Origin of the sequence: Natrinema marinum, from assembly GCF_024296685.1 — an archaeon.
GTDB lineage: Archaea > Halobacteriota > Halobacteria > Halobacteriales > Natrialbaceae > Natrinema > Natrinema marinum.
The window spans coordinates 702,853-728,311 of record NZ_CP100763.1 but is presented as its reverse complement, the minus strand read 5'-3'; the positions used below and the strand labels follow the sequence as shown (position 1 = coordinate 728,311).

Annotated in this window: 23 protein-coding genes; 10 read left to right on the top strand and 13 right to left on the bottom strand. The window is 65.1% G+C overall.

The window, feature by feature from the left end:
• Window positions 1-72: 72 nt before the first annotated feature.
• Window positions 73-387, top strand: a complete 315-nt coding sequence (locus NKH51_RS03655) for an FUN14 domain-containing protein (protein WP_254763896.1) — start codon at window positions 73-75, stop codon at window positions 385-387.
• Window positions 388-418: 31 nt separating this feature from the next.
• On the opposite strand, the gene NKH51_RS03650 is transcribed toward NKH51_RS03655, so the two are convergent.
• From NKH51_RS03650 to NKH51_RS03615, 8 genes are all read right to left on the bottom strand, one after another.
• Window positions 419-1,144, bottom strand: coding sequence for a ribosome assembly factor SBDS (locus tag NKH51_RS03650; RefSeq protein ID WP_254763895.1), 726 nt, complete (start codon window positions 1,142-1,144; stop codon window positions 419-421).
• A gap of 192 nt (window positions 1,145-1,336) precedes the next feature.
• A complete protein-coding gene (psmA, locus tag NKH51_RS03645; protein ID WP_254763894.1) occupies window positions 1,337-2,095 on the bottom strand; it encodes an archaeal proteasome endopeptidase complex subunit alpha in 759 nt (252 codons plus the stop codon).
• Window positions 2,096-2,099: 4 nt separating this feature from the next.
• Window positions 2,100-2,585, bottom strand: a complete 486-nt coding sequence (locus NKH51_RS03640; RefSeq protein WP_254763893.1) for an Rpp14/Pop5 family protein — start codon at window positions 2,583-2,585, stop codon at window positions 2,100-2,102.
• Window position 2,586: 1 nt separating this feature from the next.
• Window positions 2,587-3,216, bottom strand: coding sequence for a class I SAM-dependent methyltransferase (locus NKH51_RS03635; RefSeq protein ID WP_254763892.1), 630 nt, complete (start codon window positions 3,214-3,216; stop codon window positions 2,587-2,589).
• Window positions 3,200-3,904, bottom strand: coding sequence for an RNase P subunit p30 family protein (locus tag NKH51_RS03630; RefSeq protein ID WP_254763891.1), 705 nt, complete (start codon window positions 3,902-3,904; stop codon window positions 3,200-3,202). Before NKH51_RS03630 ends, NKH51_RS03635 begins: the two co-directional genes overlap by 17 nt.
• A 161-nt stretch (window positions 3,905-4,065) precedes the next feature.
• A complete protein-coding gene (locus NKH51_RS03625; RefSeq protein ID WP_254763890.1) occupies window positions 4,066-4,350 on the bottom strand; it encodes a hypothetical protein in 285 nt (94 codons plus the stop codon).
• 371 nt (window positions 4,351-4,721) lie between these two features.
• Complete coding sequence (gene tbsP / locus NKH51_RS03620; RefSeq protein WP_254763889.1) at window positions 4,722-5,540, bottom strand: transcriptional regulator TbsP; 819 nt, start codon at window positions 5,538-5,540, stop codon at window positions 4,722-4,724.
• A 394-nt stretch (window positions 5,541-5,934) separates the two neighbouring features.
• Entirely contained in the window at window positions 5,935-8,082 is a 2,148-nt protein-coding gene (locus NKH51_RS03615; protein WP_254763888.1) for a hypothetical protein, read from the bottom strand.
• 161 nt (window positions 8,083-8,243) lie between these two features.
• Here NKH51_RS03615 and glyA point away from each other — a divergent pair, with 161 nt between their 5' ends.
• Together glyA and NKH51_RS03605 are read left to right on the top strand one after the other, a co-directional pair.
• Entirely contained in the window at window positions 8,244-9,491 is a 1,248-nt protein-coding gene (gene glyA / locus NKH51_RS03610; protein ID WP_254763887.1) for a serine hydroxymethyltransferase, read from the top strand.
• A 406-nt stretch (window positions 9,492-9,897) separates the two neighbouring features.
• Window positions 9,898-10,791 carry a bifunctional methylenetetrahydrofolate dehydrogenase/methenyltetrahydrofolate cyclohydrolase gene (locus tag NKH51_RS03605; RefSeq protein ID WP_254763886.1) on the top strand — a complete coding sequence of 298 codons (894 nt, stop codon included), beginning with the start codon at window positions 9,898-9,900 and terminating at the stop codon, window positions 10,789-10,791.
• Window positions 10,792-10,836: 45 nt separating this feature from the next.
• On the opposite strand, the gene NKH51_RS03600 is transcribed toward NKH51_RS03605, so the two are convergent.
• Window positions 10,837-11,562, bottom strand: coding sequence for a DUF7117 family protein (locus NKH51_RS03600; protein WP_254763885.1), 726 nt, complete (start codon window positions 11,560-11,562; stop codon window positions 10,837-10,839).
• Window positions 11,563-12,011: 449 nt separating this feature from the next.
• Here NKH51_RS03600 and NKH51_RS03595 point away from each other — a divergent pair, with 449 nt between their 5' ends.
• The 4 genes from NKH51_RS03595 to NKH51_RS03580 all read left to right on the top strand — a co-directional run bounded on the left by NKH51_RS03595 (window position 12,012) and on the right by NKH51_RS03580 (window position 15,752).
• Window positions 12,012-12,158, top strand: coding sequence for a hypothetical protein (locus NKH51_RS03595; RefSeq protein ID WP_254763884.1), 147 nt, complete (start codon window positions 12,012-12,014; stop codon window positions 12,156-12,158).
• 444 nt (window positions 12,159-12,602) lie between these two features.
• Window positions 12,603-12,878, top strand: a complete 276-nt coding sequence (locus tag NKH51_RS03590; protein WP_247000255.1) for a PadR family transcriptional regulator — start codon at window positions 12,603-12,605, stop codon at window positions 12,876-12,878.
• A 183-nt stretch (window positions 12,879-13,061) separates the two neighbouring features.
• On the top strand, window positions 13,062-14,360 hold the full coding sequence (locus tag NKH51_RS03585) for an MgtC/SapB family protein (RefSeq protein WP_254763883.1): 1,299 nt from the start codon (window positions 13,062-13,064) through the stop codon (window positions 14,358-14,360).
• Window positions 14,361-14,399: 39 nt separating this feature from the next.
• Window positions 14,400-15,752: an aminotransferase class III-fold pyridoxal phosphate-dependent enzyme gene (locus tag NKH51_RS03580; RefSeq protein ID WP_254763882.1), complete on the top strand. Its 1,353-nt coding sequence runs from the start codon at window positions 14,400-14,402 to the stop codon at window positions 15,750-15,752.
• Window positions 15,753-15,810: 58 nt separating this feature from the next.
• Here NKH51_RS03580 and purD read toward each other — a convergent pair whose 3' ends face one another.
• From purD to NKH51_RS03565, 3 genes are all read right to left on the bottom strand, one after another.
• Window positions 15,811-17,103, bottom strand: a complete 1,293-nt coding sequence (gene purD / locus NKH51_RS03575; RefSeq protein WP_254763881.1) for a phosphoribosylamine--glycine ligase — start codon at window positions 17,101-17,103, stop codon at window positions 15,811-15,813.
• 132 nt (window positions 17,104-17,235) lie between these two features.
• Window positions 17,236-18,075 carry a hypothetical protein gene (locus NKH51_RS03570; RefSeq protein ID WP_254763880.1) on the bottom strand — a complete coding sequence of 280 codons (840 nt, stop codon included), beginning with the start codon at window positions 18,073-18,075 and terminating at the stop codon, window positions 17,236-17,238.
• A 129-nt stretch (window positions 18,076-18,204) separates the two neighbouring features.
• Window positions 18,205-18,714, bottom strand: a complete 510-nt coding sequence (locus tag NKH51_RS03565) for a DUF2238 domain-containing protein (RefSeq protein ID WP_254763879.1) — start codon at window positions 18,712-18,714, stop codon at window positions 18,205-18,207.
• 133 nt (window positions 18,715-18,847) lie between these two features.
• Between NKH51_RS03565 and thyA the strand changes: the two genes are divergently transcribed.
• The 3 genes from thyA to acnA all read left to right on the top strand — a co-directional run bounded on the left by thyA (window position 18,848) and on the right by acnA (window position 23,436).
• A complete protein-coding gene (gene thyA / locus NKH51_RS03560; RefSeq protein WP_254763878.1) occupies window positions 18,848-19,864 on the top strand; it encodes a thymidylate synthase in 1,017 nt (338 codons plus the stop codon).
• Window positions 19,861-20,421 (top strand): dihydrofolate reductase, encoded by a 561-nt coding sequence (locus tag NKH51_RS03555; RefSeq protein WP_254763877.1) that lies wholly within the window; start codon window positions 19,861-19,863, stop codon window positions 20,419-20,421. Before thyA ends, NKH51_RS03555 begins: the two co-directional genes overlap by 4 nt.
• A 249-nt stretch (window positions 20,422-20,670) precedes the next feature.
• Entirely contained in the window at window positions 20,671-23,436 is a 2,766-nt protein-coding gene (gene acnA, locus NKH51_RS03550; RefSeq protein WP_254763876.1) for an aconitate hydratase AcnA, read from the top strand.
• 138 nt (window positions 23,437-23,574) lie between these two features.
• On the opposite strand, the gene NKH51_RS03545 is transcribed toward acnA, so the two are convergent.
• Window positions 23,575-25,329 carry a PAS domain S-box protein gene (locus NKH51_RS03545; RefSeq protein ID WP_254763875.1) on the bottom strand — a complete coding sequence of 585 codons (1,755 nt, stop codon included), beginning with the start codon at window positions 25,327-25,329 and terminating at the stop codon, window positions 23,575-23,577.
• Between the last annotated feature and the right edge of the window lie 130 nt (window positions 25,330-25,459).

The following is a 25,459-nucleotide window of genomic DNA, read 5'->3' as shown; positions in this document are numbered from 1 at the left end:
GCCGGGAGCCCGTCGCCGATCCATCCCGTTGACCACAACAGTCATAGGAACCGACTCGAATGGGAACGGATAATGATAGATATCGATCCGACGGCGCTCGGCCTCGAATTCGGTGGCGGCGCAGCCATCGGCGGGGTCATGGGGTTCGCTGCGAAGAAGATCGCGAAACTCGTCGCGATTCTGGTCGGCGTCCAATTGATGGTCTTTCGCTATCTCGAGTCACAGGGCATCATCACCGTGGACTGGAACCGGCTCTCGGCCGGTCTCCTGAAGACCCAAGAGCACGCTCAGAACGTCGACGTCCACTGGCTGCAGTCGATCCTCTCGACGCTGTCGATCGGCGCGGGCTTTACCGGCGGCTTCCTGATCGGCTTCAAGCGGGGATAGTCGCGGCCGAGTCGGCCGTTTGAGCGGTCCGCTACCGCGTCTTCAGGTCGTCTTTGTCTTTGATGATCTCCGTTTCGGCCTCGCCGCTGGAGTGTTCGTTGACCACGTCGTAGAACTCGTTTTGCAGCCCCGCGGGGAACGTCAACACGCCGATCCACGAGCCGTCGTTTTGCCACTCTTCGCGCTCGAGATCGCCGAACTGACGGACCTGTGACTGCGCGCTACCGGCGTACTCGGCCGGAATGTTGACGGCGACGGTGACCTCCTCGAACCGGATCGGGATCACCGGGCGCAAGGCGTCCAGAGCATCGTCGACCTGCTGCTGGACCGGCTCCATCGGGTCGACGGTGAAGCCGGCCTCCTCTAAGGCGTTCTCGATCCGCTCTGGCGGATGGGGCGCGTTGTCCATCTGCGGGTTGACCGCGTTTCGCGTGATCGTATCGACCAGCTGCCTGCGCTTCTGTTCTTGCATCTCGCGGCGCTGATCGGCCGTGATCTGGATCTCTCCTTGCTTGATCACTTCCGGGATGATCTCGAGGGGCTCGGTCGTGTCGAAAACCGTCTCGAGGTCGTTTTCCGCCGGCCGATCGCCACGCGAGGCGTCCTCGAAGACGTCCTCGGCGGCGATTACGTCCTCTAGATCGCCGTCGAACTCGTCGCGTTTGATCGCAAGCGCCGCGTCCGGGTCTACGAGCACCTCGAAGCGCGCCCCGTGTGACTCGAGTCGCGCCGTCACTGCCTCGTCTAGCGAAATCATACCAGACGGTACCCTCGCCAATTTAAAGAGTGTTTCCCGACCGACGGCCCGATAGGGCGGCGACCGCGGTGAGGGAGAGGACGGCCGGACGACCGCGGCGAATCGGCGGCGGTCGGTTCGACGGACGGACCGGCCGCTCGAGCGGCGTCGGTAGCGGGCGGAAAAACGCAGTTCGGAGCGGCGTCGGCTCGATTACTCGTCGCTGTCTTCGTCCTCACCGGTGTCGAGGAGATCGTTCTCCTCGAGGTGGGACTCGATCCGGTCGTGGTCGAACTGCTCGAAGCTCTCGGTCTCGACGTCGACCGTCGCCAGCCCCACTTCGCTGGGGAGCAGGGAGCCGTCGTTGACCGACGCGAGCGCGTCGAGTGCGAGCTGGATGCCGCCGTCCAGATCGGCCTCCTCGTCGTAATTCTCCTCGAGATAGTTCTGGAGTTCGCCGCGGTCGGCACCGACGGCGAGGGCCTTCCACTCGTAGGGCGTGCCCGAGGGGTCGGTCTCGAAGAGGCGCGGTTCGCCGTTGTCGATGCCGCCGACGATCAGCGCGACGCCGAACGGGCGGGCACCGCCGACCTGGGTGTACTGCTGGATGTGGTCGGTGACCTCCTTCGTGAGCGTCTCGACGCCGATCGGCTCGCCGTAGCGCAGCTGGTTGACCTGCGTCTGTCGGCGCGCGAAGTCGATCAGCTGGCGGGCGTCGGCGACGTGGCCCGCGCTAGCGATGCCGACGTGGTCGTCGGCCTTGTGAATCTTCTCGACGCTCGAGTCCTCGAGCAGCGGGGAGGGGACTCGTTTATCGACGGCGAGAACGACGCCGTCGCTCGTTCGAACGCCGATACTGGCCGTGCCTCGCTTGACCGCCTCGCGAGCGTATTCGACCTGGTAGAGTCGGCCGTCGGGCGAGAAGATCGTGATGCCACGGTCGTACGCCTGCTGTTGGGCTTGTCCCTGCATAGTATCACGCTAAATCGTAATCGAGGTCTGTCGCGCCCGCGAACGCCTCATCGAGTCGGACGTCCCCTACGCGGTCCCGGAGGACGGCGACTCGCTCCTCGTTCCCGAACACGACGTTTCTCTCTCCCGAATCTTGCCCGCGGCGTCCTAAATAGTTTTCTTCAGCGGCACGGATCGTGCCACTGATACCGCGGACCCGCAGGCCGACGGGAGCGCCGTCGATCTCGTCGATGCAGGCCAGCGCCGCACGGGCGGGCTCGGTCTCGCCGCGGCGGGCTCTGACGATCGCTTCGCCGGTGCCGTCGCCGAAGGAAAACCGCATGACGGTCAGGTCGGCGTCGGCGCTCCCCGGATCGCCCAGCAGGTTCTGGCCCGCGTACCAGAGTTCGCGCTGGAACGACCGGCGACCGATCCGTTCGTCGGGCCACGTCTCGAGTGCCACGGCGAGATATCGCCAGCGCGGCCGGAGGTGTTTCGGGAGGTGTTTCATCTCACTCCTCGTCGGACGCGGTCTCGGTCGGACTTCGCTCCGCGACCAACACGCCGACCTGATCGTGGACGCGCTCGACGGCCGTCAACGAGAAGCCCGCGTCGGTGAAAGCGTCGGCAAGCGCCCCGACGGTCGCCGGGTCGTCGACCTCGGGCGAGTAGAACGGCTCGTCGGGGTTCGGTTCGCCGAAGAACATCACGTCCCCGAGGACGAATTTGCGGGGCTCGAGATCGGCGATGACCGCGATCGCCTCGCGTTTTTCGGCGTCCGAGAGGTGGTGCAGGGCGAAGTTCGAGGTGACGATATCGACCGGACCGTCGTAGCCGGGCTCCCGGAACGTCCCGTCGCCGAACTCGAGGTTCTCGAGGCCTGCCTCGGCGGCCTTCCGTTCGGCCTCCGCGAGCATTCCCTCGCTGATGTCGCGGCCGACGACGCGGCCCGCGTCGGGGGCGAGCGCGAGGGCGATCGCGCCCGTGCCGGTGCCGAGATCGAGGACGACATCGTCGGCGTCGGGTGCGGCGTGTTCGACGACGAGGTTCGCGCAGGCGTGGTACTCGTCGGACTTCGAGTCGTCGTACTCCCCGGCCTTCTCGTCGAACCGAGCGGCGTGTTCCTCAAGAGTCCTCTTCATACCTGCCACGTTCGACCCCCGGCTCAATGAACGACTCGGACTGTACGTGGCGATTCCGTTCGGCGAGCCGCCCCCACTCGGCGAGCCCCTCCTCGATGAACGCCGCCGAAAAGCCGATCTGCTCGCCGACGGCTTTCAGTTCGCGAGGAGCCCGTAGCTCGAGGTGCGAGGTCGGTCTTGCGCTCACGACGTAGGGCGCGTCGTAGTGGGTGACGATCTCCCGGAGTTTGCGCAGCGACTGGATGTGGCGAACTCGGCGGCCGCCGCTCGTCCGGAGCACCGTAGAGAGATCGAACTCGAGGCGGACGCCGTTCTCGAGGGCGGCTTTCACCAGCACGTGATTGACGTCGCCGTCGCCGGCCATCGGGTGTGCGAGCACGTCGACTTTCGCCTGTTCGACGGCGAAGCGGTTCAGCGCTGCCGTCCCGCCGTGGATGCCGACGATCGTCTGCGAGGTCCGGAAGTTCCCGATCGCGCCGCTGGCTTGCTCCCGATCATCGGCCCGGATCTCGACGCCCTCGACGACGTCGACCCCGTACTCCTCACGGATCCGGTCGGGGTCGTAATCGGCTCGAGCGTCCGAATGGTTTCGCACGACCACGCCCTCGAAGCCGTAGTCGGCCGCCGTCTTGGCGAATCTGGCGACCGTGCTCTGTCCGTCGGGATGGGCGTGGACGGCCTCGTACATATTTAAACCGTCTCACGGCGTCGACTTGGGGTTTGCGCCATGCGGCGACCGGCCGAATACGGAAGTCCGCTCAGCGGGAGTGTTCGTCTGTTCCAAGCCTGAACTGAAAGTCGAACCAAACGGACGTTACGACGTTGTGTCAACCGATGACGAGATGAGCGTCACACGAACGTCCTGAACGACACGATACCGACTGTGAGCATCAGGAGACCGATAGCGATCACGATGACGGCACCGGCCCAGTTGCCGACGCGGTAGAGCAACAAATGGTCTCGATCCGAATCCGCTCTAGAGACGTTGGTGAGACTGACCGCGAAGGTGAACGCCGCTCCCAGCCCAATGACGCTGCTGGTCACGAACCCGGCCAGTACGAGGCTGACGACAGTCACGAGCGTTCCGACCAGTCCCAGTCCGAGTCCGACGACATAGAGCTTCCAAGGCCCCATCGTTACACTGGGACGACACTACATACACGGGGGATATGTATCTGCCGACCACTCGTCCCGCCGGACTTGACCCCCCAATTCGCTACCGAAGTACGTGCAGAATCACGTGGCCGGGAGTGCGTCCGAACGAAAGTGAGGACGCACGACCCGGGGGAGGGCAGGCCGTCACCCGTTACAACCGCGAGCGAAGCGAGGCGGCAAAGACGCCTCGGATACGCGAACGGCGCAGCCGTGAGCGACCGAAGGGAGCGAGCGGGCCGACGACTGACGTGGAGACTCGCGACGCGAGTCGGAACGGAAGGAGGAGTGCTTTTCATCGAAGTTTTGCCGAGGGCGCGGCAAAGCCGCGCCCGCAGAGCAAAAGTTCGGTTCTAGTTGAGGATCGACTGTGCGACGGTCGCGAGCTGGCCGTTGTCGGCCTCGCTGAGGCGCTCGTCGCCGATTTTCAGACGCAGGCGCGGGCGGCCGACGTCGATCGGGACCTTCTCGGTATCGATCAGGCCCATGTCCTCGAGTTTGGTCTTCGTCCGGCTGAACGTCGCCTTGGAGGCGATCCCGACATCCTCGCCCCACTTGCTGATGTCGTACAGCAGGGCCTCGTTTTTGGCCGCGACCAAAAGCGAGATGGTGACCTCGTCGAGGCCGTCGCCGTCGCCGCGAGCGGTCTCGAGCGAGTCGAGGATCGCGGTGAAGTCGTCTTCGGCCTCGGGGCTGATCTCCTCGGAGAGGGTCTCGCGAACGTCCGTGATCGGGGGCGTCCGGAGGTTGAACTGAGAGGCGTCGTCCCAGCGGGCCGCGTAGGTGTCGTAGGTGTCGTCGACGAAGCTCTCGTCGTCGGTGATGAGCCCCCCGACGCGGTCGCCGGCGTGAACGACGGCGATGACGCGCTCGCCGGTGACCAGAAGCGAGTTCTCGGGCGCTTCGGCGAGCGTTCGCAGCGCCAGCGCGCCCTCGCTGATGAGGTCGGCGGCGTTCGAGGCGATGATGAAGTCGTCCATCACGTCTTTCAGGGTCCGCTCGTCGGCGAGCATGTGGACAGCGGGAAGCTCGCCGTCGAACGCGGTCGCGACGGAAACGAACTCCTCGATGGCGTCTCGCGACGGGTTGACCATGTACACGTCGCCGCTTGCATCCTCGAGCACGGACTCGAGTATATCGTCAATCTGATGGTTGAGTAAATTCGAAGCCATGTGTATACAGAAGTAATCGCAGTCGTCGTACTTAATTTTGGTGGCCGTTTGCACAGCAGAACATCTGCTCTGACGGCCGAACCGGTAATTTTTGTCTCATAATCCGTTAGTTCACCGACGGAATATCGTCGTCGCTAACAGAAATTTGTATTGGAAACTGAACTGTGACAGAATCCGGAGTGTCGACCGATCGACGAGCATTTGTTTGAATATTAACAATAACTATATACCGGGAACGTGTTATTACAGTATCGTATGGGTGTTCGACACAACCGACTGCGGTGGGTCGTTCACGAGTTGGTCGACAGCGCACGGGCCAAGGCGGAATTCGACCGCCCGACGCGACGATTCGCGGTGCGAGCGAAGCGAGTGAGCACGTACGGCGGACCCTGAGTTACTGGTCGAACCGCGACCACAGTTCTTTCGACCAGTAGATGTCGCCGTCGTAGATCACGGACGCTTCGGTTTCTTTGAACATCGTCGCTAGCTCCGGCTCTGTCAGCGTGAAGCTCGACTCGTTTCCACAGAGATGGGCGTACTCGTTGTGCTCGGTGTGTGGGAAGTAGTACGAGCCGGTCACGCGCGTCGAAAAACAGTCCAGCGTCAACAAGAACCGCCGTTCGTCCCCGTCCTCGTCGAGTTCCTCGAGCGTCGCTGTCGTCGGGAGCCGGCTCTCGGCCTGGGTCAGCGAGTGCGTGCCGTCCCCGACGACGGCGTAATCTTTTCCCATCATGATGCGTCTGCGTGCGAGCGCCATCGCGCGCTCGATGCTGAAGCCGTGGACCAGCAGCTTGGCGAACGTCGATCCGACCTTGACCGCGTGGTCGTTCAGGACCTTGGTAAAGGTGACCGCACCCGCGACGCTCCCTTTCTCGATCAGTTGCATCCCTTCGTAGAAGGAGCCACAGGCGTTGAGGAAGAACGTCTGGACGTTACAGCGATCGAGGCTCGAGGCCGCGAGCGTGCCGTCGGGACAGCGAAGCCCGTCAGTTTCGCAGTGACCGATGTAGTGGACGAAATCGTGATCCGTCTCGAAGACGCGGGCGAGCGCCGCGGTTCCGAGTGACTCCTCGACGGTGAGATCGAGCGTGAGTTCCTCGGAGCGCTGGCGGTAGATCTCCGCGACGTGGTCGTGTTCGCCGGCCATCTCGGGATCGTTGAGGACGACGCAGATCGAGGTGGAATCGCTCGCCCCTCCGAGGAAGTCGAGGCGATTGTGATACGCCTCCGGGGCGGATTTGAAGACGTCGATCGGAACGCCGTCGGCGAGCCAGCCGTGGGTGCGCCCGCTTCGGAGGTCCGGTTTGACGATGTCGACGGAGGCGACCTGTCCGGTGGCCCTGTCGATACGCGGCGGCTGCGGGCCGGCTCTGGGGACGGGATCAGCCCCCCGATAGAAGTCCTCGAGCGAGCGCTCGACCAGTTCTCTGCCCTCGAGCTCGGACGTTCGCGGCGTGTAAATCATGCTCAGCCGGTCGAGCAGGAACGGAAGCGTCTCGAGGCTGTCGTACTCGGGGGCGACGTACGTCGAGAGATGCCAGTCGGGGAGTCGGTGTTTGATCGCCGCGTAGGGCACGTCGAGGTAGGCCGCGAGTCGGTCCTGCGGGGAGGCTTCGTAGAGCGGGTCTGCGTCGAGGCCCAGCGCCTCGAGCAGACTGAGTTCGGAGAGCAACGTGCCGTAGGGCCCGGCGTTGCGGACGAGGCAGTCGAGGAAGAACGTCTTCCGGAGCAGCCGCTCGACGTCGCGCTCCAGATCGGGCATCGGAGAGAGAGGCTCCTCGATCGCGTGTGCCGGGAGCCGGAGACGAGGCCGGGACTCGTCGGCCCGCGCGCGAGATCGGTTGCCGAAGGCCTCGTCAGTCGTTCGCACGGTTGCCTGGAGGTAGTACGCGAGCGGCGCGGTCACGAACAGCGATTCGTAGTCGGGTGGGACGACCAGTTCGATCCCGTGGTCGGGCGTATCGGAGCGGATACAGTCGGGAATCTCGAGCTCGTCACCGTGCTCGAGCAGGGAGGGATGACCCCGAAGCGTGGGATACGAGCGGTCGGGGCTCTCCGTCTTGTGGGAGGCGGCCATGTGCGTGATGGCGTCGGCGATCGCCGACGGGGAGTCGGGGACGGTGATCGTCCCCGCGGGGAACTCGTGACGGCACCGAAGCCCGAGGATGACGCGCGTTCGGTCTGGAAAGGAGACGACGATCTCCTCGTAGCCGTCGGTCTTTTCGATCCGCGCTGCACCGGAAAAGCGGAGGTAGGCCTTGATCTCCGTGTCGATGTCGATCACGTACTCGCCGGGCGACAGCGAGAGAGGGTCCCCGTTGGGATCGAGTTCGTACTGGTCTTCGAGTCCGAGCGAGAACGCGTAGACGACCGCGTGCGGAAACCGAAGCTCGGTGGCCGTCACGACGACCGTCTCGTCGGCCGGGCGCGGGATGTCGACGCCGGAGCCGTCGACGGCGAACCCATCACCGGTGACCGTCAGCTCCGCGTTATCTGCGTCGGTGACGTGGAGGGTGTCGCCGTCTACCGCCCACTCGATCATTCGTTGGTTGAATGTCACTCGGACAAGTTAGTTGTATCGGGGCGTGGTCAGTCGGCGGCACGAAATCGCCCACGGACGATCGGTCCGAAACCGCCCGGCGATAGTGGCTCGACTTGCCGAAGACGGGTACACTTATGCAGCCGCCAGACCGCAGTTCGAACATGAACCACGACCAGGTTCGCGAGGTCGATCCCGCCGTCGCAGACGCCCTCGAGGGCGAGGTAGACCGCCAGCGGGAAACGCTGCAGATGATCGCCAGCGAGAACCACGTCAGCGAGGCCGTCCTCGATGCACAGGGCAGCGCCCTGACGAACAAGTACGCGGAGGGGTATCCCGGCGAGCGCTACTACGGCGGCTGTGAGTACGCCGACGAGGTCGAGGAACTCGCGATCGACCGCGCGACGGAGCTGTTCGGCGCGGAACACGTCAACGTCCAGCCCCATTCGGGCACGCAGGCCAACCAAGCCGTGTATTTCGCGATGCTCGAGCCCGGCGACAAGATCCTTTCCTTAGATCTCAACCACGGCGGCCACCTGAGCCACGGTCATCCGGCGAACTTCACCGGGCAGCTCTACGAGGTCGAGCAGTACGAGGTCGACCCCGAGACGGGCTATCTCGACTACGAGGCCCTCGCGGAGCACGCCGCCGAGTTCGATCCCGATATCGTCGTCTCGGGCTACTCCGCGTACCCACGCGAGATCGAGTGGGAGCGCATTCAGGCCGTCGTCGACGATGTCGACGCGCTCCACCTCGCGGACATCGCCCACATCACGGGCCTCGTGGCCGCGGGCGTCCACCCCTCGCCGGTCGGCGTCGCCGACTTCGTCACGGGCTCGACGCACAAGACCATCCGCTCGGGCCGGGGCGGTATCGTCATGTGCGACGAGGAGTACGCCGACGACATCGACGCCGCCGTCTTCCCCGGCGGCCAGGGCGGTCCGCTCATGCACAACGTCGCCGGCAAGGCCGTCGGGTTCAAGGAAGCCCTCGAGCCCGAGTTCGAGGACTACGCCGAGCAGACCGTCGCGAACGCGCGAGCGCTCGGCGAGTCCCTGTCGGAGAACGGCCTCTCGCTGGTTTCCGGCGGCACCGACAACCACCTCGTGCTCGTCGACCTCCGGGAGAGCCACCCCGACACGACCGGCGGCGACGCCGAGGAGGCGCTCGAGGACGCCGGCATCGTCCTCAACGGGAACACGGTACCGGGCGAGACGCGCTCGCCGTTCAACCCCAGCGGCATCCGCGCCGGGACGCCGGCGCTGACCACGCGGGGCTTCGACGAGGACGACTGTCGAAAAGTCGGCGACCTGATCGCTCGCGTCGTCGACAGCCCCGACGACGAGGGAGTCATCGAGGAGGTTCGCGCCGACGTCGCGACACTCTGTGACGAGAACCCCCTCTACGAGTAGCGACGCGGACCCTCGTTTCGACTCGCTTCTGACCGGGATCGGACGCCGGTCGGCCCCTAGCACTCACCGGCACGCGCCTGTTGCATTGGTTGGTCGTCTCGCCACGCATGTCTACGCGTTCGACCGGTACCGTCCTCGACTGTGACTGGGTACTCGAGCGGTAGCCGTCACCGCAGACGTGCGATATCGGCCACATCGTAGCCACGGGGAACGTGTTGAGTCCCAATTTGTCGGCAGATAGGTTCGTATGGTATACATGATATTGTTTCGTCGATGCCATCGGCGCGCACCTTGACGACCGCCTCTGAGTGAGGCTATCCACGGACGTGTATATTTACCGTCCGCCGAGGACCGTTCTGGGCACGAATCCGGGGATTAATGAGCCTCGCGGCCGCCCACTCGAGTAATGACCGAGATCATCGACGGCAACGCCGTCGCGAGCGATATTCGAGACGGTTTGACGGACGCGATCGAGACGCTGGCCGACGCGGGCGCGCGGCCGGGCCTGGCGACCGTCCTCATGGGCGACGACCCGGCGAGCCAGACCTACGTGAACATGAAACAGCGCGACTGCGAGGAGGTCGGCATCGAGAGCCACCACGTCGACGTCGACGGCGACGCGCCGCCCGAGGACCTCTACGACGCCATCGCGGACCTCAACGAGAACGACGATATACACGGTTACATCGTCCAGGCACCGGTCCCGGACCACGTCGACTACCGCGACGTGATCCGCCGGGTCGACCCCGCGAAGGACGTCGACGGCTTCCACCCCGAGAACGTCGGTCGCCTCGTCGCCGGCGACGCCCGCTTCCGTCCCTGCACGCCCCACGGGGTCCAGAAGCTGCTCGAGTCCACCGGCGTCGACACCGAGGGCAAGGACGTGACGATCGTCGGCCGCTCGGACATCGTCGGGAAGCCCCTTGCGAACCTCCTGATCCAGAAGGAAGACGACGGGAACGCGACCGTGACGGTCTGTCACTCCCGAACCGAGGACCTCGCCGAGAAGACCTGTCGCGCGGACATCGTCGTTGCGGCCGTCGGCGTCCCCGAACTCGTCGACGGCTCGATGCTCTCCGAGGGAACGGTCGTCATCGACGTGGGCGTCAACCGCGTCGACGCCGACACCGAGAAGGGGTACGAACTCGTCGGCGACGTGGAGTACGAGAGCGCCGAGGCGAAAGCCAGCGCGATCACGCCCGTTCCCGGCGGCGTCGGCCCGATGACCCGCGCGATGTTGCTCTATAACACGGTCAAAGCCGCGAGCCTGCAGGAAGGCATCGACGTCGACCTCCCCTGAGTCGAACACGACACCCTATTTTCGTCCCGTCGCGGCGGCTCGTTCTCACTCGGTCGAATCGAACTCGAGGGCGTCGAGCCGTTCTTGAGCCTGCGAGAACGCGAACTCGTCGCCGCGCAGGCCGTTCGCCAGGTCGCGCGTCGCTTCGACGAGACGATCGGCGATCCTCGGCTCGACGTCGCCGTCGAGCATTCGAATGCGCTTGACGTGCTCGCCGAGCGTCTCGAGGGCACCCCGTTCGCTGGCGGTCAGGTCGCGGTCCTCGGCCCAGGTGCGTACGTCGCGACGGTACTCGCGGACCGCGTTCGCGTAGGCGAGTCCGCGGGCGGCCTGCAGCGTTCGGGGCACTTCCTCGGCGGGCGGCCGATCCCCCTGATCGGCATCGCGCAGCAGTGCGAGGAAGTAGAGCTCTTCGCGGTCCTCGAGCCGGATTTCGCGGGCGACGATGTCGGCGACGTGGAGGAGTTCGGTCGCGGCGAGGTAGGGGTCATCGAGATCGCGGAGGGTGCCCGCGTTAACGAAGCCGCGCCGGCGGATGTACTCGCGACAGCGGTCGCGGGCGCGTTCTGCGAGGTCGTCGGTGTCGATCTCGTCGATCGCGTTCCGGACGGGGGTGAGATCGAACGCCACCTGCAGATCGGTGTGTTCGGTGCGCTCGTCGACCCCGACGCTCCGAAGGCTCCCGCAGGCCGGACAGCCGACGCTCCCCGTCTCGTAGTACGACCAGCGCGTCCCACATTCCTGACACTCGCGCTCACCCCGGATTTTCATGCCGATAGCTACGGCGGGGGATACAAAAAGTCCCACCGGAGTGGCCCGCTCCGGACATATCCTGCCTCGCCCCCGCGACATCAACGCTACTCCGAGCGAGGAAGCGGTGATCGGTCGACGAGACGGAACCGATGATCGTCATCGGATTCTGTAGCTCGTTCAATAGGTGATTACGGATCGCACGTGGAGGCCACGTTGCAACCAGTCTGACCGTCCGATCGAAGAATCTGTCCCAGCAACGGCTGAACCGACGGACGTTCGTGACCGCCGCAGGAACAGTAAGTGCGCTGACTCTCGCCGTATTGCTCGCGGTTCGCAGTCCGTTTCGTGGCCGAAACCGTGACATTCCCGAGCGAAACGGTCGGTAACAATCGCTGACTCGAGCGGCCGCCGATCGCCCGCGCGGCTGCGTAGCGACTTTTTTCCCCCTTCGGTCGATAGTGTGGGGTATGCGCGACGAAGAAGAAATCCGCGAGCAGTACGAGTTCCTCAAAGAAAATCTTGAAAGCGACGAGATGCGCCACGAGGGCGTCAGAGAGATGTTTACTTACTACAGGCGCGCGCTCGGCTGGGTGCTCGAAGAAGAGCACATCTGATCGGCTGCAGAAACGCCTTGCGGCCGACGCGCTGTCGTTACCTTTAAGTCCTACCAGCGAAATCTTCCACGTGACGCTTCGCTTGGAGGGCCGAAGCGTCAGCGGGGACCAATTCAGGGCGGCAAGCGATCGCGTGACACTTTTCCGTCACGCGATCTGCTTTCCTGTTTCGAATAAGTACTAGTTGTGCGTAGCGAAACGTTCTCGTTTGCACCGCGAGCGGACGACGCGGAGACAGCCGAGTATATAATCGTGCCGAAATGAAATAGCTGTACTGTAAACATGAACAGCTCATTATGTGAGATCCGCCTGACGAACCGTCACTGCCGTTATGAGTCCCTCACGCTCGAAACGAGCCGTCTCGATGGTAATAGCGCTCTTTCGATCGAAACAACCCGATAGCCTTATTAAAATTCGACAGTAAGTGAGATTGGTACTTTCCCAATGTACGACCTGACAGGATTTCAGCGTGACTTGCTCTACGTCATCGCTGGCGAGGAGGAACCGCACGGACTGGCGATCAAAGAAGAACTCGAGCAGTACTACGAGAAGGAGATCCATCACGGCCGGCTCTATCCGAACCTCGACACGCTCGTCGACAAGGGACTGGTCGAGAAGGGGCGGCGCGACCGTCGGACGAACTTCTACACGCTCACCCGCCGCGGCCGTCGCGAACTCGAGGCGCGCCGCGAGTGGGAGTCTCAGTACGTCGACCTGTAAGACGACTCGTTCTGCTCGGTGATCGCTACAGCTACATCGGACAGTCGGTGTTCGTTCGGTCCTCGCCTGTTCGATCTCCCCGACGAGAGCCGTCGCCCGCCGCGGGGCCCTCGAGACGAGGCGGGGCGACCGGTCAGTGTCGCCGGCGGGTCGCTTATATGCGCCCACAGTGAATCTCCGGAAGTGAACGAGGTCGTACTGCAACTCGGCGACGCGCCGCTGGAGGAGACGGTCGTCCGGATGGCGCTTGCGGGTGCGCTGGGGATGTTCCTCGGCCTCGAGCGCGAGTGGTCCCAGAAGTCCGCCGGCATCCGGACGTTCTCGCTCATCAGCCTGCTCGCGTCCGTTTTCACCGTCCTCGTCACCGAATCGGACACCGTAATCGGCGAGAGTCTGCTGGTGCTTGGCGGCGTGCTCGTGATCTCTCAAGGCGTGTTGCTGGCCGTTCAGGGACTCATGAGCGAGGGCGAGGCGGGACTCTCGCTGACGACCTCCGTCTCGATGCTCGTCGCTTACGGCGTCGGCATTCTCGTTACCGTCGGCTTCATCCTCGAGGGGGTGACCGTCGCCGTCCTCTCGTCGCTGTTGCTCGTCTTGAAGCGCGAACTCCACGAGTTTGCGTGGGGGCTCTCCCACGAAGAGATGCGCTCGACGACGGAGTTCGCCATCCTCGCGTTCGTCATCTACCCGCTGTTGCCGGCCGAGACGACGGTCGAATTCGCCGGGATTGCCATTCCGCTCGAGCCGCAGGTCATCTGGCTGATGGTCGTCGCCGTCGCGGGGATCGGCATCGCCAACTACGCGATCGTCTCGACCTACGGCGGACGCGGCATCGCGATCACCGGCTTCTTCGGCGGGTTGGCCTCCTCGACGGCCGTCGTCGGGACGATGTTGGACCACGTCGACCAGCGACCCGAGGCGGCCTCCTACGCCGTCGCTGCGATCTTACTCGCCAACGCCGCGATGGCCGCCCGAAACCTCGCGATCGCGGTCGGCTTCACGGCCGGCAACGACACCGACATCCTCGTCGAGGCGATCGCCCCGCTGGGGGCGGTCATCCTCCTCGCGTTCGCCGTCGCCGCGCTCACCGCAGACTGGGGCGAGACCGGGCCGATGGACCTCGAGAGCCCGTTCTCGCTGCGCAACGCGCTCGCGTTCGGGGCCGTCTTCCTCGTGGTCCTCGTCTTCGGGTCGCTGGCCGAGACCTGGTTCGGAACGCTGGGCTTTTACGCCACGGCGGTCGCCAGCGGCTTCGTTTCGAGTGCGGGTGCGACCACCTCGGCGGTCGTCCTCTACCGCGGTGGCCAGCTCGGACCGGCGGAGGCGACGCTGGCTATTCTGCTCGCGACCGTCTCGAGCATCGTCGTCAAGGCGCTGCTGGCAGCGACCTCGTCGGACGACGGCTTCCGGAATCGGGTCGCCGCCTACAGCACGATCCTCCTGGTCGGCGGCGCGGTAGCGTCGGTGATCGTCGTCGTATAGCGGTCAGTAACTTTACCCGCCGACGGTCGAAGCTATCGTATGGACCGAGCAACGGCCGAGCCTCGGGTCGACACCCTGCCCGGCGAGCGAGCGCGCGAGTGGGTCGACTACCACCACCAGTTGTCCGCGCCGAGTACGTACGTCTACGAGTTCGTCTGGGACGCCGGCGGCGAGGCGGTCGGCCCGTTCTGTACCGACGTCGACGGCAACGTCCTGCTCGATTTCACGAGTCACGTCGCGGCAGCGCCGCTGGGCTACAACAACCCGACGATCCGTGAGAAGCTCCGCGCGTTCGATCCCGTCGATCCGGAGAAGATCGCGGGCCAGGACTTCTACGTCAGCGGCGGCGGGCCGCCGGACGACCCCGACTTCCCCGGCCCGACGCAGTTGATGGACCGGCTGGTCGCGGTGGCCGACCGCTACGACATGGATCGGGTCTTCCTCTCGAACTCCGGCGCGGAGGCCGTCGAGAACGCCATCAAGATCTGCTACGCCGCGGGCGGCCACCGCGCGTTCACCTTCGATGGAGCCTTCCACGGCCGGACGCTCGGCGCGCTCTCGCTCAACCGGTCGAAGGCCGTCCACCGCAGCGGCTTCCCCGAGATTCCGGGCGTCGTCAGCGTCTCCTACCCGTCGACCGACGAAGCCTACGAGACCCGCTGGCTGACCGACGGCCCCGGCGGCAACGTCGTCGCCGACGCGCTCCACCCCGACCGCGGCGTGATCGACCCCGACGAGGTCGCCTACCTCATCCTCGAGCCGATTCAGGGAGAGGGGGGCTACCGGGTCGCCCATCCCGAGTTCGCGCGCGACCTCGAGGCGCTGCGCGAAGCGTACGACCTTCGAATCATCGCCGACGAAATTCAGTCGGGCGTGGGCCGGACGGGCGAGTTCTGGGCCGTCGATCACCTCGATCTCACTCCGGACGTGATCGCGAGCGGGAAAGGCCTCCGCGTGGGCGCGACGATCTCGCGTTCCGATGTCTTCCCCACTGATCGGGGCCGCCTCTCCTCGACGTGGGGTGCCGGCGACCTCCTCGCCGCGATGGCGGGCGTGCTCACGATCGACGTCATCCACGAGGAGAACCTGCTCGCGACCGTCCGTGAACGCGGCCGACAGCTTCGGGCCCGACTCGAGGACGCCGTCGACGACGGCGACGCGCCCGGCGTGGTCGACGTCCGCGGTCGCGGACTGATGCTCGGCGTCGAGTTCGATACGAAAGCGCGACGAGACGACGTCCTCGAGGGCGCGTTCAACCGTGGGCTGCTGACGCTCGGCTGTGGCTACAAAACGCTGCGCCTGCTCCCGCCGCTGGACGTGACCGAACGGGAGCTCAGACTAGGGGTAGAGGTGTTGCTCGAGGCGATCGAAGCGGTCGGTGACGCGGCGTAGAACACGGAGAACGAGCGACGGCGGGCCGAGCGCGCTGGCCGGTGCCGACGACCGACCGCTACTCGCCGCGAAGCTCGTTCACGTGATCGATCCGACGCTGGACGAGGTCCGCTTTGCCGATGTCGTGGCGGACGTGCAGTCCCTCCTCGCCGGCGACCGCGAGCGCGTCTTCGGCGATCTCCTCGGCCTCGTCGATCGAGTCGGCGACGCCGACCAGCGCGAACGACCTGGAGGTCGTCGTGTAGATGCCGTCGTCGCGCTCGTCGACGCTGGCGTAATACAGCAGAGCGTCGCCGGCGCTCTCCTCGTCGACCTGCACCTTGGCGCCGGCTTCGGGATCGGTCGGATATCCCTCCGGGACGGCGTACTTGCAGACCGTCGCCTGGGAGGCGAATTCGAGTTCCGGCGGGGCCTCGCCGTCGCGGGCGGCGGTGAGCACGTCGAGGAAGTCCGTCTCGAGCACCGGCAGCGTGTTCATCGCCTCGGGGTCGCCGAAGCGGGCGTTGAACTCGACGACGCGCGGGCCGGTCTCGGTCAGCATGAACTGGCCGTAGAGGATCCCGCGGTAGTCCTCGAGGGCGTCGACGGTGGCTTCGATGATCGAGACGGCGTCGTCGTAATCCGCGGCGGTCATGAAGGGCAGTTCGTTCGTCGCGTCGGAGTAGCTGCCCATCCCGCCGGTGTTGGGGCCTTCGTCGCCCTCGTAGGCGCGCTTGTGGTCTTGCACCGCGGGGGCGGTGCTGAACTCGCCGTTGGCGACGAACGCCTGCACGGTGAACTCCTCGCCGATGAGTCGTTCTTCCAAGACGATCCGGTCGTAGTCCGAGTCGCGGATGTACTCCTTCCCTTCCTCGGCGGTGACCTGATCGCCGATGACCTTGACGCCCTTGCCGCCGGTCAGTCCGGCGGGCTTGATAGCGAGGTCGCCGTCGTAGTCGTCGATGAACTCACAGGCGGCCTCCATGTCGTCGAACGTTTCGAAATCGGGGCAGCCGGGGATGTCGTGTTCCTCCATGAACCGGCGCTGGAAGGCCTTGTCCGTCTCGATGCGGGCGTCGTCTTCCTTCGGCCCGAAGGCGTAGACGCCTGCGGCTTCGAGCGCGTCGGCGACGCCGGCCTCCAGCGGCGCTTCGGGGCCGATGACGGCGATGGTCGCGTCGACGGTCTCGGCGTAGTCGACGACCGCTTCGGGATCGGTCGTCTCGAGCGTCTCGAATCCGGTCGCGATGCGGGCGATGCCGGGGTTTTTGTTGCCGGCGCAGGCGTAGAGGTCGGCCTCGCTGTCCGCGAGCGCGCGGGCGATGGCGTGTTCGCGGCCGCCACCCCCGACCAACAGGACGTGTTCTCGCATACTCGACAGCGGAACGCACGAACCTGTAAGCGTTGCTTTTTCTTCGGGCGGAAGTATCCACGTTCGTGGATAGTACGACGCTTGCTCGAGGAGGAGAGCGGTCGGAACCGGCCGGTGGACGTTACCGCCGCGTTATCGGAGGAAGTCGTCGTCGAAGGTGAGGCTCTCCTCGTCGACGGGGGTGAACTCGGCGGCGACGAGGTTCCCCGCCGGATCGAAGATCTCCGAGTCGTCGCGCATCACGTAGAGCGCCCCCGTCTCCGTCACAGCGGCCTCCTGTGCGAAGAGGAGGAACCGCTGATTCGTGCCGAGGTATCTGGCGTGGACGGTGTTGTAGTCTGTGAACAGGCCGCTCTGTTCGATGTCCGGCGGGACCCACCCCTGCGCACCCGAGGTGATCTCGAACAGCGCCTCCGAGTAGAAGTCGTCGGGACGGACGGCCGCCTCGCCGCCACCGTCGCCCAGTAGCTCGAAGTCCTCGGCCGCGTCGTATTCGAAGGGGAGGTTCTGTTCTCTGAGTGGCCGGAACTCGACCGTGATGAGGCCCGGCGCTGGAACGTCCTCTTCCGTTCTGTCAGACAGCAGATCGTCGAAGATGTAGACGTTCCCCTCCTCGACTCGAGTGTCCGGGGGGACGAAGATGTACCCCTCCTCGTTGGTGTTGAAGTACTCGATAACGCGGACCTCGTGGTCTCGCACGGCCTCCGGGTTCTGTACGACGGGTGCGGACTCGAGCGCCGGCGAGACGACTCTGAAGATTGCCCCGGAGAAGAACGTCTCGCGGGTCGCGATGGCGTTCCGGAACGGCGTGTCGCCGGACCCGTCGTCGCTCTCCGACTGCTTTGCCGCCGCGTTACCGTCGCCGTCCTGTGTCAGTACGGTCGTGGGCAGTCCGACCGCGAGCGCGCCCGCGGTCACCCCACCTGCCTGAAGCAGCCTGCGTCTCGTCTTGGAACGTGATGAATCCGTCATACTGAATCAGGGCCCTCTCGGGTCGTGTCAGCGTTCGGCCCGGTAGGGAATAGTCCCGATGCCGGATTGTGCAGCCGTTTATCCGCGAGCGTCGGGCGACCCGTCGGTCCTCCCGCTGGCGATATCCGATCACCGGTCGGTATCGGCTCGCAGTCGCTCCTGAAAGAAGTCGACGAGTTCCCCGACGTGGCCGGTTCCCCAGATCGCTACGATCAGCCCGCCGAGCCCGTTGAACACGAAGTCTGTGACGATGTCGTCGACGCCGTAGACGGGGACCAGATCGCCGAGCGCGTACTCGAGGACTTCCCAGAGGACGCCGGCCGCGAGGACGAAGACGACGATGAACACCCCATGGAACGCGGACGGCACGTCGATCTCCTCGGAGTGGAGTTCGAACGCACGGAAGGAGGCGTACCCGACGCCCGCGACGGCGAGCAGCGGCCAGGGGAGCATGGCCGTCCAGTCGCGGGCAGCAAGCGCCGGCACCGCGGCTGCGACGACGACCAACAGCGCGAGCGCGCGCCAGAGGAGGGTGGCCGTTAGCACGCTCTCGAGGGCGAAAACCGCCACGACGCTCAGCAGCACCCACCCGATGGCGGCGTTCGCCCGCCGGCCGTGTACGAGTTGCTCGAGCGTCACCGGTGACAGTTGGGACGCGGGTTCACTAAAATCCGGAGCCGGCGCAATAACCGTCGGGAAACGCCGAGTCCCGGCCGACTACGGGCCGAAGAATGCTTACGCTTTTACCGACACGCTCTGAACGTCACTCCCAATGCGACAGTACCTCGAGCTCGTCGACGCGGTCCTCTCGTCGGGAACCCACAAGCCCAATCGGACCGGCGTCGACACGATTTCGTCGTTCAGCGAACACTACGAGGTCGATCTGCGGGAGGGGTATCCGCTGTTGACGACGAAGGAGATGGACGGCTACCGCTGGAACTCGATGCTCCACGAGGTCTGCTGGTATCTCTCCGGCGAGGAACACATCAAAAATCTCCGCGAAGAGACCAAGATCTGGGACGCCTGGGCCGACGACGAGGGTCGGCTGGATACCGCGTACGGCCGCTTCTGGCGGCGGTTCCCGGTCCCGGAAGACGACGCGCGACTCGAGGGCGAGACCTGGCCCGACGCGGCCCACCGGTGGGTCACCGAAGAGGCCGACGGTCGGCAGACGTTCGATCAGTTGCAGTACGTGATCGACACGCTCTCGGAGTCGCCGAACTCGCGCCGACTGGTGGTCAACGCGTGGCACCCGGCGAACGCGGCCGTTTCGACGCTACCGCCCTGTCACTACAGCTTCGTCTTCAACGTGCAGGGTGACCGGCTGAACTGCCATCTGACGCAGCGCTCGGGCGACACCGCGCTCGGCATCCCGTTCAACATCGCGGCCTACGCGCTCCTGACGAAAGTCATCGCACAGCAGACCGGCTTCGAACCCGGAACCTTCGCGCACACCGTCGTCGACGCCCACGTCTACTGCGGCCGCGGTGCGCGCGGCGACTGGTACGCCGACAATCTCGAGGCCCTCCAATCCCGGCTAGCCGAGGCAGACGCGCGCGCGGACTATCTTGATGTGAAGGCCTGGCTCGAAGCCGAAGCGCCCGCCGAGGCCGAGGGCGACGAGCGACTGGATCACGTCCCCGGCCTGCTCGAGCAACTCTCACGAGAGCCCCTCGAACGGCCGACGCTCGAGGTCGCGGATGTCTCGATCGACGACCTGTCCTACGAGGACGTCGAGCTTCGCGACTACGAGTCCCACGACGGGATCGAATTCGCGGTGGCCGAATGAGCGCGGACGAGGACCGAGACGCGACGGCGGCCACGCCGCCGGAACTCGAGACGGATCGCGAACTCGTCGCCATCGTCGCCGTCGCCGACAACGGCGTCATCGGAAAGGACGGCGACATGCCGTGGCACATCCCCGCCGACCTCGAGCACTTCAAGGAGACCACGATGGACCACCCCGTCATCATGGGCCGAGTGACCTACGAGGGCATTCTCGAGACCCTCGGCGAACCGCTGCCCGGCCGAACGACGGTGGTGCTGACGAGCCGGAACCTCGAGACGCCGGAGGGTGCCGTGGTTGCCCACGGACTCGCGGACGCTCTCGAGGCGGCGGAGACGGCCGCGCGCGAGCACCACGACGGTGCCGATCGGGTCTTCGTCGCGGGCGGCGCGACCGTCTACGAACAGTTGTTGCCCGCGGTCGATCGGCTGATCGTGACGGAGGTGCACCGCGAACCTGAGGGCGATACGTTCTTCCCGGATTGGGATCGCGAGACGTGGACGGAAACGGCTCGAGACGAGCGTGAGGGCTTTACCTTCGCCGAATACGTTCGATCCTGAGCCGTCGGGAACTGTCCGGTCGGCCTCTCGGCGCCGGGACGGCCGTGTCCGATCGCCGGTAGCGTTCGGACTGTCTTCATCGCAGGAGCGTTTTCGCCTCGGTCACGCCGACCGCACAGTTCCTCGATCGTACACCATCATAGAATTGGTATTATATAATGACACACCGCACCCCTCAAATACGGGGCGTACGATAGCGCTACTGGATATTCTCGAGGGATTCAAATGCCCCCGTCTCCAAGCCAGTTTATGGCAAGTGATACGTTCCCGGAGGCGATCCGGGAGTTCGAACACGACGGCGAGACCTACAAGATGGCAGACCTCACGGTACTCGAGGAGCAGGGCCTCTGCGACCTCGAGAAGTTGCCCGTGAGCATTCGGATTCTGCTCGAGTCAGTACTGCGCAACGCCGACGGGGAGACGATCGACGAGGACGCCGTCCGCGCGGCGGCCTCGTGGGAGCCCGACGTGCCGGACGCCGAGGTGCCGTTTACGGTCTCGCGGGTCGTCCTGCAGGACCTGACCGGCGTCCCGGCGGTCGTCGACCTCGCGGCGTTGCGGTCGGCCGCCGAGCGGAAGGGCGTCGACCCAACGGTCGTCGAACCCGAAGTCCCCTGTGACCTTGTGATCGACCACAGCGTGCAGGTCGACTACTTCGGTAGCGGCGACGCATACGAGAAGAACGTCGAGATCGAGTACGAACGCAACGAGGAACGGTACCGCTCGATCAAGTGGGCCCAGCAGGCCTTCGATGGCTTCAACGTCGTTCCGCCGGGAACGGGCATCGTCCACCAAGTCAACCTAGAGCACCTCGGCCGCGTCGTCCACGAGCGAGAGGTCGACGGTGAACAGTGGCTCGTGCCAGACACACTCGTCGGCACCGACAGTCACACCCCCATGATCGGCGGCATCGGCGTCGTCGGCTGGGGCGTCGGCGGCATCGAGGCCGAGGCCGCCTTGCTCGGCCAGCCGATCAACATGTCGCTGCCGGAGGTCGTCGGTGTCCGCCTATCGGGCGGGCTTCCCGACGGCGCGACGGCGACGGACCTCGTGCTTCACATCACCGAGAAGCTCCGCGAGGTCGGCGTCGTCGACAAGTTCGTCGAGTTCTACGGCCCCGGCGTCTCGGAGCTCTCCGTGGCGGACCGGGCGACCATCTCGAACATGGCCCCCGAGCAGGGATCGACTATCAGCATGTTCCCCGTCGACGAGAAGACTCTCGAGTATCTCGAACTCACGGGCCGCGACGAGGACCACGTCGAACTCGTCCGCGAGTACCTCGAGGCACAGGGCCTCTTCGGCGAGCAGGAGCCCGAGTACACCGAGGTCGTCGAGTTCGACCTCGACGACGTCGAACCGAGCCTTGCGGGCCACAAGAAGCCCCACCAGCGCATCCCGATGGGGGATCTCGACGAGCACTTCCCGAGCCTGCTCGAGGAGCAAGGCGTCATCGGTCCCGGCGGCGAGCCGGCGATCGGCGACGGCAGCGGCGCAAGCACGGCGGATGCGACCGACGCCGGACCGGGACTCCCGCTCGACGAGAAGGTTCCCGTCGAACTCGAGGACGGCACCGAAGTCGAGATCGGTCACGGCGACGTGCTCGTCAGCGCGATCACGAGCTGTACGAACACCTCGAACCCGTCGGTGATGGTCGGCGCCGGCCTCCTCGCGCGTAACGCGGCCGAACGGGGTCTCGAGGTGCCCGACTACGTCAAGACCAGCCTCGCGCCCGGCAGCCGCGTCGTCACCGAGTACCTCGAGCGAGCGGAGCTACTCGACGATCTGGAGGAACTGGGCTACCACGTCGTCGGCTACGGCTGTACGACCTGTATCGGGAACTCCGGGCCGCTCCCGGAGCCGATCGAGAACGCCATCGACGAACACGACCTCTGGACGACGAGCGTTCTCTCGGGCAATCGGAACTTCGAGGCCCGCATCCACCCGAAGATCAAGGCTAACTACCTCGCCAGCCCGCCGCTGGTCGTCGCCTACGGCCTCGCGGGGCGGATGGACATCGATCTCGAGAACGAGCCGATCGGCACCGACGACGACGGGGAGGAGGTCTACCTCGAGGACATCTGGCCCGACACCGAGGAGATCCGCGAGACCATCCACGACAGCGTCTCGCCGGAGATGTTCGAGGAGAAGTACGCCAGCGTCTACGAGGGCGACGAGCGCTGGGAGGCCCTCGACGCCCCGACCGGCGAGGTCTACGATTGGGACGACGAGTCGACGTACATCCGCGAGCCGCCGTTCTTCCAGGACTTCCCGCTCGAGGAACCCGGCGTCGGGAACGTCGAGGACGCCCGCGCGTTGCTCACGTTGGGTGATACGGTCACGACCGACCATATCAGCCCAGCCGGCCTCTTCAGCGAGGACCTGCCCGCCGGCCAGTGGCTGAAAGAGCGCGGCGTCGAACCCCACGAGTTCAACACCTACGGCTCGCGACGGGGCAACCACGAGGTCATGATGCGGGGCACCTTCGCGAACGTCCGCATCAAAAACGAGATGTTAGACGGTAAGGAGGGCGGCTACACCATCCACCACCCGACCGACGAGGAGACCACCGTCTTCGAGGCCAGCGAGCGCTACCGCGCCGAGGACACGCCGCTGATCGTCATGGCCGGCGAGGAGCTCGGCACCGGCTCGAGTCGCGACTGGGCGGCCAAGGGGACCGACCTGCTCGGCATCCGCGCGACCATCGGGAAGAGCTACGAGCGGATCTACCGCGACAACCTCATCGGCATGGGCGTCCTGCCGCTGCAGTTCGACGACGGCGAGGGCTGGGAGGAACTCGGCCTCGAGGGCGACGAGTACTTCGAGATCGAGGGTCTCGAGGACGGCCTCGAGCCGAACGCCGAACTGACCGTCACCGCGGAAGACGACGACGGCAACGTGACCGAGTTCGACGTGACCGCACAGGTCGGCACGCCGATGGCGGTCGAGTACGTCGAGAACGGCGGCGTCCTCCACCTCGTGTTGCGCCGACTGCTCACCGAGGAGCTGGACGCGTAGGGGCGCGAGCGAATCCGCTCGACGCGACACGCGCAGCTGTTTTCCGATCTCCGGTTTCCGGCGCGACCTCGAGAGCGGTGGCGATCGGGCTCGAGTCCGACCCCGTCGCGACGGGATGAATTCCGTCTCGACGCCAATTTAGCACTCGTCGACGGTCTGTTCGACGCCGCTGAACTCGAAGCGTGCACCGCCGTCGCGTCCTTCCGTGACGGCGACGTTCCAGCCGTGAGCGGCGGCGATTTCGGCGACGATAGCCAGCCCGAAGCCGGTCCCGGTCTGACTGGTTGTCCGTCCCATCTCGAAGACCGCCTCACGATCGCCGTCCGGAATGCCGGTGCCGTCGTCGGCCACTGAGAAATCCACACCGGCGTCGGTTCCGACCACGACTTCCTCAGCCGCGGCGTGTTCGACGCTGTTCCGAAAGAGGTTCTCGAACAGCGTCACCAGACGGTTCCGGTCGGCGAGCACGCACCCAGTTACCTCGACGACGAGCGTCAGCGCTCCCGTCTCGACGTTCCCCCACGCAGCCCGCACAGTTTCCTCGATGGGGACCGGCTCGGGATCGTCGATGGTCTGGCCCTGTCGAGCGAGCTCGAGCACTTCCTCGATGATGGTTTCCATGCGATCTAACGACTGATCGACTGCTCCGGCCGCTGGATCGTCGATCTCCGTGAGGTATCCCTGCGCGACGTTCAGCGGATTCCGCAGATCGTGGGAGACGACCGACGCGAACTGTTCGAGTCGCTCGTTTTGCCGTCGCAGTTCGCGCTCGCGCTGTTTGCGCTCGGTGATGTCTCGTAACACGCCGACGGTCCCTCTGAACTCGCCGGCCTCGTCCGTCAACAGCGCGACGTGGTTTTCCGTGCGTATCAGTTCGCCGTCGGGCCTGAGCACGTTCATTTCGTACGTACTACACCGCCGATCACTGGCCAACAACTCGCTTATCAGTCCCCTACCGTCCTCGACGGCCTCGTCCGGTAACGAGATCGCTGCGTGTTCGCCCAGCAGTTCCGCCTCGTCGCGGTCGACGATCGCTTGGTGGGCCCCGTTGGAGAACGTAAATTCCCCCTCAGTGTTGAGAGCGTATACTGCGTCGCCCGTGGCCTCGATGAGTCGCTGGTAGCGCTCGAGTTCGCGCTCGCGTCGCTTCTGCTCGGTGATGTCCCGAACCACCCCGACCGTGCCGTTGAATTCACCGTCGTCTCTCGGCAGCAGCGTCAGGTTGACCGCGACAGCGATCGTCTCATCGCCGTCCGTTTCGATGGTGGTCTCGACCGTTTCGATGCTGCTGGTCCCGTTCAGTAACGACTCGATTGCCGACTCGAACGCGTCGATATCCACGTCGTCGTGGAACAACGACGGCGTTTCGCCGAGTACCGTCTTCCGATCTTCTCCCACCATATCGAGGAGATACTCGTTGACCATCGTGTACCGACCGTCGGCGTCGAGAGCGTACACCCCGTCGCCCATCACTTCGACGAGCCGTTCGTAGCGCTCGAGTTCATGCTCGTAACTGTTCAGACGGTGCTCGCGCACGTCCCGATCCGAGATATCACGGACGACACCAATGGTTCCGCGGATACTCCCGTCGTCGCCCGTCAGCGGCGACAGATCGATCTCCACCGGGACCCGCTCGTCCGCGGCCGTTTCGACGACTGCGGTGACGACCTCGTGACCACCGCCGCCCGAGCGCTGGAGTCGGTCCGTCGCTCGCGTGATTCGTCCGATATCGACCCTGTCGTGTAGCAGCCCCAACGTAGCGCCGATCACTCGCTCGCGATCGTAGCCGGTCAGGTTCAGGAAGGACTCGTTGACATCCGTGTACCGTCCCTCGCTGTCGAACACCACTGCCCCGTTCCGCATGGCAGCGACGACCTGTCCCCGACCGTTCATCGATAGGAGTCATTCCGAGAAGCCTGATAAATTAGTCGGCCGTAGTACACCTGCGAGCGCGATTTCGATGCAGGGTCGGTGTACTAACACGTCGCGAGGCCCTGCTGGTCGCCAAATACTACCGAGAGAC